11 protein-coding genes are annotated in these 13,573 nt (G+C 72.1%); all 11 read right to left on the reverse strand.

What is annotated here, in order from left to right; translation table 11 throughout:
• Positions 1-13: 13 nt before the first annotated feature.
• Positions 14-565: an isochorismatase family protein gene (locus AB3X52_RS16190; protein ID WP_367995127.1), complete on the reverse strand. Its 552-nt coding sequence runs from the start codon at positions 563-565 to the stop codon at positions 14-16.
• Entirely contained in the window at positions 565-3,204 is a 2,640-nt protein-coding gene (locus AB3X52_RS16195; RefSeq protein ID WP_367995128.1) for a DEAD/DEAH box helicase, read from the reverse strand. Before AB3X52_RS16195 ends, AB3X52_RS16190 begins: the two co-directional genes overlap by 1 nt.
• The gene (gene xerD / locus AB3X52_RS16200) at positions 3,201-4,178 is read right to left on the reverse strand and encodes a site-specific tyrosine recombinase XerD (protein ID WP_367995129.1); all 978 of its coding nucleotides are present in this window, start codon (positions 4,176-4,178) and stop codon (positions 3,201-3,203) included. The genes AB3X52_RS16195 and xerD overlap by 4 nt, the downstream gene beginning before the upstream one ends.
• Positions 4,179-4,193: 15 nt before the next feature.
• Positions 4,194-5,309, reverse strand: a complete 1,116-nt coding sequence (gene ald / locus AB3X52_RS16205) for an alanine dehydrogenase (protein WP_367995130.1) — start codon at positions 5,307-5,309, stop codon at positions 4,194-4,196.
• 119 nt (positions 5,310-5,428) lie between these two features.
• The gene (locus AB3X52_RS16210) at positions 5,429-6,031 is read right to left on the reverse strand and encodes an NUDIX domain-containing protein (protein WP_367995131.1); all 603 of its coding nucleotides are present in this window, start codon (positions 6,029-6,031) and stop codon (positions 5,429-5,431) included.
• Between the two features lie 87 nt (positions 6,032-6,118).
• Positions 6,119-7,852, reverse strand: a complete 1,734-nt coding sequence (gene pyrG, locus AB3X52_RS16215; protein WP_367995132.1) for a CTP synthase — start codon at positions 7,850-7,852, stop codon at positions 6,119-6,121.
• A gap of 11 nt (positions 7,853-7,863) precedes the next feature.
• Positions 7,864-8,727 carry a copper transporter gene (locus AB3X52_RS16220; RefSeq protein WP_367995133.1) on the reverse strand — a complete coding sequence of 288 codons (864 nt, stop codon included), beginning with the start codon at positions 8,725-8,727 and terminating at the stop codon, positions 7,864-7,866.
• The gene (gene steA, locus AB3X52_RS16225) at positions 8,724-9,920 is read right to left on the reverse strand and encodes a putative cytokinetic ring protein SteA (protein WP_367995134.1); all 1,197 of its coding nucleotides are present in this window, start codon (positions 9,918-9,920) and stop codon (positions 8,724-8,726) included. Before steA ends, AB3X52_RS16220 begins: the two co-directional genes overlap by 4 nt.
• Positions 9,921-10,020: 100 nt before the next feature.
• Positions 10,021-11,778, reverse strand: a complete 1,758-nt coding sequence (recN, locus tag AB3X52_RS16230) for a DNA repair protein RecN (protein WP_367995135.1) — start codon at positions 11,776-11,778, stop codon at positions 10,021-10,023.
• Positions 11,771-12,754: an NAD kinase gene (locus AB3X52_RS16235; RefSeq protein WP_367995136.1), complete on the reverse strand. Its 984-nt coding sequence runs from the start codon at positions 12,752-12,754 to the stop codon at positions 11,771-11,773. Before AB3X52_RS16235 ends, recN begins: the two co-directional genes overlap by 8 nt.
• 13 nt (positions 12,755-12,767) lie before the next feature.
• A partial coding sequence (locus AB3X52_RS16240; RefSeq protein ID WP_367995137.1) for a TlyA family RNA methyltransferase occupies positions 12,768-13,573 on the reverse strand: 806 nt, incomplete at its 5' end.

The following is a 13,573-nucleotide window of genomic DNA, read 5'->3' on the forward strand; positions in this document are numbered from 1 at the left end:
ACACCGGTGCGCCTCACCCCCAGGCGACCGCGTCGTGCGTCGCGACACCAATCTCGAGCCCGGGATAACGCAGTCCCGCGAAGTAGCGGTTGGTGTGCGCGACGATCTGCTCGCCGGTGATCGCGACTCCGTCCCACTCGGTGTCCTCCGTGGTGTGGCAGTCGCTTACCAGCGTCACTGCGTAGCCCGACGCCGCCGCGGTCTGCGCGGCGGTTCGGACGCAGTAGTCGGACTGGGCGCCGACGATGAGCAGGCGGGATGCGCCGATCTCCTGGAGCAGTGCGGCGAACCCGGTGTCGCCGGCGAAGACGTCGCGGTACTCCTTGAACACGCGTGGCTCCCCCCGAGCGGGCACCAGCTCAGGTGGGAGTCGCCACCCCGGCGTGTCCCGTGCCAGTCCGGGCTCTTCGTGCTGGACCCACACGACCGGCACGTCCTCGCTCCGTGCTCGCTCCACGAGCGCGGCAGTCCGTCGTACGACGCCCTCCGCGTCCCAGCAGGTCGCGAGGACGCCGACCTGCAGGTCGACCACGACAAGAACGGTGGCTGCGCCGCCGGACGCCATCACAGCCTCCTCATCGCGACCGCCGCGAGGACGAGCTCGCCGGCCTCATCGGACGCGTCCAGGTCGGCGATCGCCTCGATCACCCAGTCGTGATCGCCGGCCGGGTCGTCGATCGTCTGGGTGATGCGCCGGACCCGTGCGGGCGGCCCGTCGGGGTCGGCGCCGGCAGGCACGTCGGTCGCCGCCTCCCAGGACAGCAGCTTCGGCGAGCGCGCGTCGGCGCCGGTGCCCACGGAGTCGTGCTCGGCGTAGTAGGCCTCCAGCGCCTCGTCCCACGCCGACCGCTTCATGACCACCTCGCGAGGCGGGTCCACCCGGTCCGCCGCCGCTCGCTCGAGGGCCATGAGCGCGTCCAGGTCGTCCCGCGAGACGGCGTCGACCCGCGCCCACATCGCGTTGCGGACCATGACCTCGAACGCCCGCGCCTGCTGCGAGATCGGCCGCGGGTTCGGCGGGGGCTCGTGGTGGCCGATGTAGCTCGTCACCGCATCGGCACGGACGTGGTCGGGGTCGCTCAGCGCCTCCCACTCGTCCAGCAGCGAGGAGTCGGTCTGACGGACCGTCTCGCCCAGCCACTCGACGAGGTCGTCGAGCTCGGGCGTGCGGTGCTGCTCGGGCACGGTGTGGACGAACGTCCGGTAGGCGTCGGTCAGGTAGCGCAGCACCAGCCCCTCCGAGCGGGCAAGGTGGTAGCGGCCTACGACGTCGGTGAACGTCATGCCCTGCTCATACATCTCGCGTACGACGGACTTCGGGTCGAGCGCGTCCTCCGGGAGCCACGGGTGCGACCGCCGGTAGACCTCGTAGAGCGCGCGCAGGCGCTCGGCGAGCGGCTGTGGCCAGGTGATGTCCTCGAGGAGCGCCATCCGCTCGTCGTACTCGATGCCGTCGGCCTTCATCTCCTCGACGGCCTTCCCACGCGCCTCGAACTGCTGCGCCATCAGGATCTGGCGGGGCGCCTCGAGCACGGACTCGACGACCGAGACGATCTCGACGGTGTGCTCGGGAGACTCGGGGTCGAGCGTGTCGAGGGCCGCGAGCGCGAAGTGGGCCAGCGGCTGGTTGAGCGCGAAGTCCGCGGGCAGCTCCTCGGTGAGGACATAGCGGCGGCCGAGCTCGTCCGGCTCGCTCAGGCGGGTCAGGATGCCGGAGCGGACCAGGGAGCGGGCCAGCCGCAGCGCGCGGCGCGCGAGACGGAGCTGCTGGCGGCGCTCCTCGTGGTTGTCGAGCATGAGCCGCCGCATGACCGGGAAGGCGTCCTCGGTGCGCGCGACGACGTTGAGGATCATCGCGTTGTCGACCTTCATCCGCGACCCGAGGGGCTCCGGACGCCCCTCGACCAGCTTGGTGAACGTCGCCTCGGTCCACACGACGGTGCCCTCCGGCGGCTTCTTCAGCTGGGCCTTCGCGTTCTTCTTGCCGGCCGCCCGGCGCTCCTCGGCCTTCGCCTTGGCCTTCTCGTTCTCGATGACGTGCTCGGGCGCCTGCACGACGACGTAGCCGGCGGTGTCGAAGCCGGCGCGCCCCGCGCGGCCGGCGATCTGGAGGAACTCGCGCGTGCGCAGCACCCGCTGACGCCGCCCGTCGAACTTCGCCAGGCCGGTGAAGAGGACCGTCCGGATGGGGACGTTGATGCCGACGCCGAGCGTGTCGGTGCCGCAGATGACGGTCAGGAGGCCCAGCTGCGCCAGCTGCTCGACAAGGCGCCGGTAGCGCGGGAGCATGCCGGCGTGGTGGACGCCGATGCCCTTGCGGAGGAGCTTCGCGAGGGTCTTGCCGAAGCCGGCCGCGAAGCGCACCGACGCCAGCCTTCGCGCGATCTCCTCCTTGCCGTCCGGCCCGCCCGGGCCGATCCAGCCCGCCTTGAGCAGCGAGGTGGCGTGCTCGACCGCCGCGGCCTGGGTGAAGTGGACGACGTAGACGGGTGCCTGGCCGGTGGTGACGAGTTCCTCGAGGGTGTCGGCGAGCGGGGTCATCGCCCAGGTGAAGGTGAGCGGGACGGGGCGTTCCGCCTGGTCGACGAGCGCCGTGGGCCGGCCGTTGCGACGGCTCAGGTCGCGGGCGAGCTCCGTCGTGTCGCCCAGGGTGGCCGACATCAGCAGGAACTGCGCCTGCGGCAGCTCCAGCAGCGGCACCTGCCAGGCCCAGCCGCGGTCCGGCTCGCCGTAGTAGTGGAACTCGTCCATGATGACCAGCCCGACATCGGCGTCCTTGCCCTCGCGCAGCGCGATGTTGGCCAGGACCTCGGCCGTGCAGCAGATGATGGGGGCGTCCGCGTTCACCGCGGCGTCCCCGGTCAGCATGCCGACGTTGTCGGCACCGAACGTCTCGCACAGGTCGAAGAACTTCTCGCTCACCAGCGCCTTGATCGGCGCGGTGTAGAAGCTCACCCGGTCGTCGGCGAGGGCGGCGGCATGAGCCCCCGCGGCGACGAGCGACTTCCCCGACCCGGTCGGGGTCGCGAGGATGACGTTCGCCCCGCCGAGCAGCTCGATGAGGGCCTCGTCCTGGTGCGGATAGAGCTCCAGCCCGCGACCCGCCGCCCAGGTCGAGACCGCGTCGTACACCTCGTCGGGCGAGGACCCGACCGGCGGCACCCAGCCACCGGCGGCGCCCACCGGGCCGGCTGTCACCGTCATCGGGCCCTCGGATGGGCGGTCGCGAAGACCTCACGCAGGTTGTCCACCGTCACCAGGGTATAGATCTGGGTCGTCGTTACCGACGCGTGGCCCAGCAACTCCTGCACGACGCGTACGTCGGCGCCCCCGTCGAGCAGGTGGGTCGCGAAGGAGTGCCGGAGCGTGTGGGGCGAGACGTCACGGGTGACCCCAGCCCGCTCGGCGGCCTTCACGAGCACCGCCCATGCGGACTGCCGGGAGAGCCGGCCGCCTCGCGCGTTGAGGAAGAGCGCGCCGCCGACCGAGCCCTTCGCCGAGCCCTTCGCCGAGCCCTCCGCGAGGAGCCCGGGCCGCGCCCGGGTGAGATACGCCTCGACCGCCTGTTGGGCGTAGGAGCCGACCGGCACGATCCGCTCCTTGCCGCCCTTGCCGTGCAGGAGCACGGTGCCCTCGACGGGGTCGAGGTCGTCCACGTCGAGCCCCACCGCCTCGGAGATCCGCGCACCGGTGCCATAGAGCACCTCGAGCAGCGCGCGGTCGCGGAGCGCGAGCATCGTGCCCGGCGCCCCGGCCGCGTCGAGGATCGCCTCGACGTCGGCCAGCGGGAGCGCCTTCGGGAGCCGCTTGGCCGGCCTGGGCGGCTTCACTCCTCCGGCCGGATCGGTCTGCGCCAGCCCGTCGGCGACGGCGAACTTGTGGAAGCCGCGTACGGCGACCACGGTCCGCGCCGCCGAGGTACTGCTCAGTGGCGGATGTCCGCCGGTCGCCTCCCAGCCGGGATCGCCCTCGCGCAGTCGCACGAGGAACTCCGTGACGGTCGCCTCCGTCACCGCGTCGAGGTCGTCGATGCCGACGGACCCGAGGAACTCGGCGTACCGCCGCAGGTCGCGCCGGTAGGACGCCAGCGTGTTCGCCGCCAGGCCGCGCTCGACCGAGAGGTGGTCGAGGTAGGTCCTGACCGCGCGCCCGATCGAGCTCGTGCCGGTCCCCGTCACCGCTGCAGGATTCACCTAGCCGAGCACGCTCTCCGGCGCCACCGCGGCGATGCCGACGGCGGTGCCCACCGGTGCGTTGGTGAGCTGCCCAGCATGGGTGTTGAGCCCCTTGGCCAGGGCGGCGTCTTCGCGCAGGGCGTGCTGCCAGCCCTTGTTCGCGAGCGCGACCGTGTAGGGCAGGGTGGCGTTGGTGAGCGCGTAGGTCGAGGTGTTCGGGACCGCGCCGGGCATGTTGGCGACGCAGTAGAACGTCGACTCGTGCACCCGGTAGGTCGGGGCGTCGTGCGTCGTGGCGTGCGAGTCCTCGAAGCAGCCGCCCTGGTCGATCGCGATGTCGACGAGCACCGAGCCCGGCTTCATCGCCGCGACGAGGTCGTGGGAGACCAGCTTGGGCGCGGCCGCGCCCGGGATGAGCACCGCGCCGATCACCATGTCGGCCTGCAGGACCTGCTCCTCGAGCACGAGCTTGGAGGAGGCCAGGCCGTGGACCTGGTTGCTGTAGCGCCAGAACGACATCCGCAGCTTGTCCAGGTCGGTGTCGAGCAACGTGACGTCGGCGCCCATGCCCAGGGCGATGTTGGCGGCGTTCTGCCCCGAGACGCCCGCGCCGATGATGACGACCTTGGCATTGGCGACGCCGCCCACGCCACCCATGAGGACCCCGCGGCCGCCCTGCGCCTTCATCAGGTTGTAGGCCCCCACCTGGGGCGCCAGACAGCCGGCCACCTCCGACATCGGGTAGAGCAGCGGCAGCGCCCCGGTCGGCAGCTGGACGGTCTCGTAGGCGATGCCGGTCACCTTCCGGGCCAGGAGCTCCTCGGTCAGCGGCTTGTCGGCGGCCAGGTGAAGGTAGGTGAAGAGCGTGAGCCCGTCGCGGAGCCGGTGGTACTCCTCCGCGACCGGCTCCTTCACCTTGAGCACGAGGTCGGCCGCGCCCCAGGTCTCGTCGGCGTCGGGGATGATCTTCGCGCCGGCGGCGACGTACTCCTCGTCCGGGATCTGCGACCCCGCGCCCGCGCCCTGCTGGACGAACACCTCGTGACCGTGAGACGCGAGCTCGTGTACGCCGATCGGCGTGATGGCCACGCGGTACTCGTGGTTCTTGACTTCCTTGGGTACGCCGATCTTCATCGTGCTCCTCTGGGGTGGTGGATCACCGCGATCTGGTCGTGTACGCCGGGGTACGGCGGTCTCGCGAGTCTATGCCGCCCGTGGCCCGCGGCGACCAGATCCAGCTGAGGGCCCAGCCGTCAGATCCGCTCCCGTCGACGCAGCGCGTCGTACGCCAGGACCGCGACCGCCAGCGGCGCGTCGCGCGCCCTGCCGTCCAGGACCGCGTCGACGAGCTCGTCGACCGGGATCCAGAGGATCTCCATGTCGGCCTCCTCGTGCTCGAGCTCGAAGCCGCCGCGGTCGGTCTCGGTGAGCCCGCGCGCCAGAAAGTAGGAGATGAGCTCCGCCGAGATCCCGGGCGAGGAGTACGCCGTCGCCAGCGGCCGCCAGTCGGACGCGACGTAGGCCGCCTCCTCCTGGAGCTCGCGACGCGCGACGTCGAGCGGGTCCTCGCCGTCGGCGTCGATGAGGCCGGCGGGCAGCTCCACGAACCGGCGCTGCGCGGGATGGCGGTACTGCCGCAGGCAGAGCACCCGTTCCTCGTCATCGATCGCCAGGACCACCGCCGCGCCGGGATGCTCGAGCACCAATCGGCGGAACGGCTCCCCTCCCTCGGGACGGGTGATCCGGTCGGCGCGCAGCGCCATCACCCAGCCGTCACGGTGCAGGTCGGTCGACTCGACCACCGGCCAGCTCTCGTCAGCGTCCCAGTGGCCTTGGGCAGGAGCGATGTCGGACATGTGGCGAGGCTACCGGCGAGCACCACCCGCCGGGACCGGGGTGGCACTCGCCGGCTCCACGCGCCATCACGAGCGGAGCGATAGGGTTCACGCCTCGTCGGCGACGACCTCGGGCGCGACGACCTCCGGCGCGAGGACGTCCTCGGGCTCGCGGCGGAGCTTCGACTCGTCGATCGGGAACCGCTGCTCGCGCTGTCGCGCGATCGCCGCCGCGACCAGGCCCTTGAACAGTGGGTGCGGGCGGGTCGGCCGAGACCGCAGCTCGGGGTGCGCCTGGGTGGCGATGTAGTACGGGTGCACCTCGCGCGGCAGCTCGACGAACTCCACGAGCTCGTTGTCCGGCGAGAGGCCCGAGAAGACCAGCCCGGCCCCCTCGAGCTGCTCGCGGTAGCTGTTGTTGACCTCGTAGCGGTGACGGTGGCGCTCCTGGATGAGCGTCTCGCCGTACACCTCCGCGGCGATCGAGCCCTTCGTCAGCTGAGCCGGGTAGAGCCCGAGCCGCATCGTGCCGCCGAGGTCGCCCGCCCCCTCGACGAACGCGAGCTGCTCGGCCATCGTGGCGATGACCGGCTCCGGCGTGTCCGGGTCGAACTCCGTCGAGTCGGCCTTCTCCAGGCCGAGCACCCGGCGGGAATACTCGATGACCATGCACTGCAGGCCGAGGCAGAGCCCGAGCGTGGGGATGCCGTGCTCGCGCGTGTAGGTGAGCGCCCCGAGCTTGCCCTCGAGCCCGCGGATGCCGAAGCCGCCGGGGACGCAGACCGCGTCGACGTCGTGCAGATTCCTGGCCGCGCCCTCCGGCGTCTCGCAGTCGTCGGACGGGATCCAGCGCAGGTTGACCTTCGCCTCGTTGCCGAAGCCGCCGGCACGCAGCGCCTCGGCCACCGAGAGGTAGGCGTCGGGGAGGTCGATGTACTTCCCGACCAGCGCGACCGTGACCTCCTCCTTCGGGTGGTGCACCCGGCGGAGCAGGTCGTCCCAGAGCGTCCAGTCGACGTCGCGGAACGGCAGGTCGAGCCGGCGTACGACGTAGGCGTCCAGGCCCTCGCGGTGGAGGACCTTGGGGATGTCGTAGATCGAGGGCGCGTCGGCGCAGGTGATGACGGCCTCGTCGTCCACGTCGCACATGAGCGCGATCTTGGCCTTGATCCCCTGAGGCAGGTCGCGGTCGGCCCGGCACACGATCGCGTCGGGCTGGATGCCGATCTGGCGCAGCGCCATCACGGAGTGCTGCGTCGGCTTCGTCTTCAGCTCCTTCGACGGCCCGATGTAGGGCACGAGGGAGACGTGGACGAAGAAGACGTTGTCGCGACCGACACGCTGGCGGACCTGGCGCGCGGCCTCGAGGAACGGCAGCGACTCGATGTCGCCGACGGTCCCGCCGATCTCGGTGATGCAGACGTCCACGTCGGGCCCGTGCATCGCCGTCATCCGGTCGGCGATCTCGTTGGTGATGTGCGGGATGACCTGCACCGTCTCCCCGAGGTAGTCGCCGCGCCGCTCCTTGGCGATCACTTGTGCGTAGACCTGTCCGGTCGTCACGTTGGCGTTGGCCGACAGGTCGGTGTCGAGGAACCGCTCGTAGTGGCCGATGTCCAGATCCGTCTCGGCGCCGTCGTTGGTGACGAAGACCTCACCGTGCTGGAACGGGTTCATCGTCCCGGGGTCGACGTTGAGGTACGGGTCGAGCTTCTGCATGGTCACGCGCAGGCCGCGCGAGCGCAGAAGACGACCGAGACTGGAGGCCGTCAGGCCCTTCCCGAGAGAGGAGGCTACGCCCCCCGTGACAAAGATGTGCTTCGTAGGAGCGCCCGACTTCATGGACCTCAATCCTAGCCCGAATTCGCGATTCCCCCGAAACCGGGCGCGCCGAAGCTGCCGCCGCGCTGGTGCGTCTGACGGGCGAGGGCGAGGACGGTGGCCACACGCCCGATCGTCGTGTCGCTGCCGTCGACCGTTCCGAACGCCGGCTGGCTCTTCTCGTGCCGCAGCACGGCGAGATCCCCGCCGGCCGACGCCGTGTCGCCGGTCACGACGAGCCCGTTGACCGCGCGGCTCAGGCCCGAGACGAACCCGGTGAGCACGGTCTCGTCGACGTGGTCGCCGAGCACGAGCACGGCGAGCGTGCCGGGGCCGTCGTCGTGACCGGTCTTCACCAGCTTGCCGGCGACCAGCGTCTTCGAGGCCGTCACCTGCTCCGCGGTCGAGGACCCCACCCGGACGTGGGCGGCGTACGTCGCACCGATGACCTGCCCGAGCCGCTCGTACGTCGCCAGACCGCTGTCGACCCGGGAGCCGAACTGCTTCGCCAGCTGACGCCCGAGCGTGTCGGCGAAGGTTTTGCGACCGGGGTCGACGGCGGCTGCGCGCAGCTCGACCGACTCCCCCACGACGCCGCCGGCGGCCTTGACCCGGTCCTCGAGCGCCGTGACCGTGGCGGGATCCGCGCCGGGCATGGCCCAGACGGTGATCCGCTGGCCGGAGAGGCGGCCGGCGAGGAGCCCGGGGGCGACCGCCTCCGCGAAGTCCTCTCCACGGGTCGCCTGCGCGCGGACGTCGGCCGGCGCCTGGGAGGGCGCGGACGACGGCTCGGGCTCCGCATGGCCGAGGTCGCTCAGCGGCCCCCCACCGAGCGCGATCCCCACGGCGAGCGCGCCACAGGCCGCCACGACCGCGATCAGGTTGCGCCGGATCATGCGGCACCGCCTGCCGCCTGGCTGCCCGAGGAGTCCGCCAGGTCCGTCAGCGAGTGCCACAGGTCGTGCGCCCACCCCTGGCCCACGTCGGTGGTCGCGATCGCGGCGGCGACGACGATGACGCAGAGGACGAGAGCGAGCAGCAGGTCGCGTCGCTTGACACGGCCGGAGTAGAGGGTCGGAACGCTGGCTGCGTCGACCAGCTCGGGCCCGAGCGCGAGCCGGGTGAGATAGGTGCTGGCGAGCCCGGGACGCTGGTGCTCCAGGAAGTCCGTCAGCGTCGCGCTCACGCCGACGCCCACCACCAGACGCGGGTGGTGGGCATGGACGATCAGCAGCGCGGCGTCCTCAGGCGCGATCGTCGAGACGAAGCGCGACGAGTCGATGCCCATCCGCTCCAAGGCCTGGACCGCGCTCTCCCCGGAGCGCGTTCCCGGGGCGACGACGACGTCGCGGGCGGCGCGCAGCCCCTTGCTCGCCGGGAGCGCCTCGCTGTCGTCGCCGACGACGACCACGTGGGGCTTGAGTCCCTCCTCCAGCACCGTCGCGACCGCCGTACCGACGGCCACGATGACCGGGTGCTGGTCCTTCACGAACGAGCGCAGGCCGCGCAGCTGGGCCGCGGCGTCGGGCGCCGCGACCACGACGATGACGGGTCGGCCCTCGAGCGGGGTGTCGAGCCGCGGCACCCCGGCGCGGTGCAGCAGGACGTCCTGCTCGCGACGGAGCAGCTCGCTGCTGTTGTGGGTGAAGGTCTCGAGCTGCGCGCCCAGGCCCTCGCGGGCCCGTTCCATCTCCTCTCGAATGGTCTCGACGCCGACCTCGCGGCCTTCGGTGAGGCGCTGCTCGCCGTCGTAGATCTGCCCTTCGTGGACGCGCACACGGCGCCCGTCGGCGAGGCAGCTGTAGCCGCCCTCGCCGATCGAGTCGACCATCGCCACGCCGGCCTCGGCCAGCATCTCCGGCCCGCGGTTCGGGTAGCGGCCCGAGACCATCGGCTGGACGTTGACGACGGCCACCACACCGGCGTCGATCATCGCCTGGGCGGTGTTGCGGTCCAGGTCGGTGTGGTCGATGACCGCGACGTCGCCGGAGCGCAATCGAGGCAGCAGGGCCCGCGTCGGACGCTCTGCGCGCAAGGTGCCGCGCACGCCGGGGAGCACGGTGGGGATCTGGCGGGTCGGGAATCTCATGGCCCGTCCATCTTCACATCGGGGCCGGGTCGGGCCCGGGAGCACGGACGCGGTGTGTCGGACACGGCCGGCCCGCTCGCGGACGCCGGCCGGAGCGCCGTCAGGCCTCGTCGCGGGCAGCGCGGGCGACGTCGAGCAGCTCGCGGGCGTGCGCCAGCGCGGTGTCCGACTCGGTCAGGCCGGCAAGCATCCGGGAGAGCTCACGCTCGCGGCCCTCGTCGTCGAGCACGGTGAGGCCGGAGCTGGTGATCGACCCGTCGCTGCTCTTCTCCACCGCCACGTGCGTGTCGGCGTACGCCGCGACCTGAGGCAGGTGGGTCACGACCAGGACCTGGGCCGACCGCGCCAGCCGCGCCAACCGCCGCCCGATCTCGACGGCCGCCGTCCCGCCGACACCGGCGTCGACCTCGTCGAAGACGAAGGTCGGCACGGGGCTCGTGGCCGCGAGCACGACCTCGATCGCCAACATCACTCGGGAGAGCTCCCCGCCGGAGGCGCCCTTCCCGAGCGGACGGGGCTCGGAGCCGGTGTTGGCCGCGAGCAGCAGCTCGACCTCGTCGATCCCGGACGAGCCATAGCGGACCCAGTGCCCCGCCACCTCGATCGGCGCGTGCGGCGACTCCACCGATGCCGGCGCCTGCGCGGCACGCTGTCGCACATCCACGGTGAGCCTCGCGTGCGGCATCGAAAGACCCCCGAGCTCCGCGGTCACGAGCCGGCCGAGCTCGTCGGCCGCGGCCTGACGGGCCTGGGAGAGGCCCGCGGCCTGCTCGGTCAGCGCGGCACGCAGCTGCGCGCGCTCGGCGCGCAGCTGGTCGATCCGGTCGTCGGCCCCGTCGAGCTCGAGCAGCCGGCGGGCAGCGTGCTCCGACCAGGCCAGGACGTCATCGATCGTGTCGCCGTACTTCCTCGTCAGCCCGGTGAGGGCCGCGCGCCGCTCGGACACCGTGGCAAGGCGGGCCGGGTCGGTGTCGATCCCGGTGGCGTAGGACGCGACGTCTGCCGCGACGTCGGAGAGCAGGTAGGTCACCTCGGCGAGCCGGTCGGCGAGCTCACCGGCCTCGCTGTCGTGCTCCCGGACGCCGTCCAGCAAGCGGCGCGCCGCAGCGGCGGCGCCGAGAGCATCCGGACCGCCGTGCTCGGCGGAGAGTGACTCGCGCGCCTGCTCCGCCGCCGTACGCAGCGTGTCGGCGAAGCCGAGCCGGCTCTCCTCCGCGGCGAGGGCCTCGTCCTCACCCGGCTGGGGCGCCACCGCCTCGATCTCGCCCAGGCCGAACCGCAGCAGGTCCGCTTCGCGGGCGCGCTCGTGAAGCGAGCCGCTCACCTCGGCGAGCTCCTGCTCCGTGGCCTGCAGCCGGTCGTACGTCGCGACGTACGCCGCGCGCAGGCGCTGCACCTGCGCGCCACCGAACCGGTCCAGCGCGTCTCGCTGCGCACGCTGCTGGAGGAGCCGGTGCTGGTCGGACTGCCCGTGGACGGCCACCAGCGGGGCGCTGAGCTCGCCGAGGGTCGTGATCGGCACGGACGCACCGCCGACGAACGCCCGTGAGCGGCCTTCTGCGGCGACCGAGCGCGCCAGCAGGACGCGGCCGTCCTCGATCTCACCACCGACCTCCTCCACGCCGCCGGCGAACGACTCCAGACGGCGCGCGTCGACGACTCCCTCGACGCGCGCGCTCTTCTGTCCCTTGCGGACGGCGCCGGCGTCCGCCCGGCCACCGAGCAGCAGCCCGAGAGCGGTCACGATCATCGTCTTGCCTGCCCCGGTCTCGCCGGTGATCACGGTGAGACCCGGGCCGAGCTCGAGGGTCGAGGAGTCGATGACGCCGAGGCCCGAGATCCGGATCTCCTCAAGCACGCGTGCCTCCGCTTCCACGGCGTCGCTCGGCCGCACCGCGCCAACCGCCGACCGGCAGCCCGAACTTGCGCACCAGCCGATCGGTGAACGGCGCCTGGTGGAGGCGGACGAGCCGGACGGGCGACGCACCGCGCGTGACCTCGATGCGGGCGCCCGGCGGCAGGTCGAACGACCGCCGGCCGTCGCACCAGAGCACGCCGAGACCGTCGGTCCGGTCGATCACCTCGACCGCGAGCACCGAGGTGGGCGCGACGACCATCGGCCGGGCGAAGAGCGCATGGGCGCTGATCGGGACCATGAGCAGCGCCTCCACCCCGGGCCACACCACGGGACCGCCCGCGCTGAAGTTGTAGGCCGTCGACCCCGTCGGTGTCGCGCAGACGACGCCGTCGCAGCCCCACCGGGAGAGCGGCCGTCCGTCGATCTCGACGACGACCTCGAGCATCCGCTCGCGCGCCGCCTTCTCGACGCTCGCCTCGTTGACGGCGAAGGTCCGGAACACCTCCTCACCGTCACGGAACACACGCACGTCGAGGGTCAGGCGATCTTCGGCGACGTAACGTCGGTGGACGATCGCCTCGATCGTCGACTCGACGTCGTCATACTCCGCCTCCGCGAGGAAGCCGACATGGCCCAGGTTGACGCCGAGCACCGGCGTCCCGTCGACATGGGTGAGCTCAGCGGCACGCAGGATCGTGCCGTCGCCGCCGATGACCAGGGCGAGCTCGCAGCCGGCGCCCGGGCTCTTCTCCTCCGTGACCAGCTCGATCGGCGGGTCGTACGCCGCCGGCTCGACACCGAGGTCGGTGGCCTCGGTCGCCAGCATCCTGACCACGATCCCGTGGTCGGTGAGCGACTTGGCGCAGGCCATCGCCACCTCCCGCGCCTCGTCGCGGCCGGTGTGGGTGAGCATGAGGACCCGGCGCTCTCCGCGCGGGGCCACCGGGTCGGTGTGGTGGAGTTGTGGCTCGCTCACGGTGCCCAGCCTCTCAGACGTCACCGACGGTGCTGTCGCTGCCGCCCGCCAGGCCGACGGTGTCGATGACCGCGCGCTCGATCTCCTCGGCCGTGACCGTCGCCGGACCCCGCCGGAGCCAGAGGAAGAACTCGACGTTCCCCGACGGCCCGGGCAGCGGGCTGGTCGTCACGGCCCGCGCGCCCCAGCCACGCGCAGCAGCCCCCGCCGCCACGCTGTTGACCGCCTCGGCGCGCAGCGCGGGCTCGCGGACCACGCCGCCCTTGCCGACCCGGTCCTTGCCCACCTCGAACTGCGGCTTCACCATCAGTGCGAGGTCACCGTCCGCGACCGTCACGCCGAGCAGTGCGTCGAGCACGAGCTCGAGAGAGATGAAGGACAGATCGCCCACCACCACGTCGACGGGCTCACCGATGAGGTCGAGGCTCACCTCACGCACGTTCGTGCGGTCATGGACCACGACGCGGGGATCCTGCTGGAGTCGCCAGGCGAGCTGGCCGTAGCCGACGTCGACGGCGACGACCTGTCTCGCGCCATGGCGCAGGAGCACGTCGGTGAACCCACCGGTGGACGCTCCAGCGTCGAGACAGCGTCGTCCGGCGACGCTCAGTCCCAACGGCGCGAAGGCGGCCAGCGCGCCGGCCAGCTTGTGGCCACCGCGGGATACGTAGTCGGGACGCTCAGGATCCTCTCTCACGACGATCGCGACGTCGGTCGTGACACCCGTGGCGGGCTTCGTCGCGACCGCACCCGCGACGGTCACCCTGCGCGCGGCGATGAGCTCACTGGCGTGCTCGCGGGACCGCGCGAGCTTGCGGC

The organism is Nocardioides eburneus (assembly GCF_040838215.1).
Lineage (GTDB): Bacteria > Actinomycetota > Actinomycetes > Propionibacteriales > Nocardioidaceae > Nocardioides > Nocardioides eburneus.

What these genes read in the sequence shown, in the direction of transcription:
- AB3X52_RS16190 (WP_367995127.1), bottom strand. Translation starts at nt 565, where the DNA reads ATGGCGTCCGGCGGCGCAGCCACCGTTCTTGTCGTGGTCGACCTGCAG.
- AB3X52_RS16195 (WP_367995128.1), bottom strand. Translation starts at nt 3,204, where the DNA reads ATGACGGTGACAGCCGGCCCGGTGGGCGCCGCCGGTGGCTGGGTGCCG.
- ald (WP_367995130.1), bottom strand. Translation starts at nt 5,309, where the DNA reads ATGAAGATCGGCGTACCCAAGGAAGTCAAGAACCACGAGTACCGCGTG.
- AB3X52_RS16210 (WP_367995131.1), bottom strand. Translation starts at nt 6,031, where the DNA reads ATGTCCGACATCGCTCCTGCCCAAGGCCACTGGGACGCTGACGAGAGC.
- pyrG (WP_367995132.1), bottom strand. Translation starts at nt 7,852, where the DNA reads ATGAAGTCGGGCGCTCCTACGAAGCACATCTTTGTCACGGGGGGCGTA.
- AB3X52_RS16220 (WP_367995133.1), bottom strand. Translation starts at nt 8,727, where the DNA reads ATGATCCGGCGCAACCTGATCGCGGTCGTGGCGGCCTGTGGCGCGCTC.
- steA (WP_367995134.1), bottom strand. Translation starts at nt 9,920, where the DNA reads ATGAGATTCCCGACCCGCCAGATCCCCACCGTGCTCCCCGGCGTGCGC.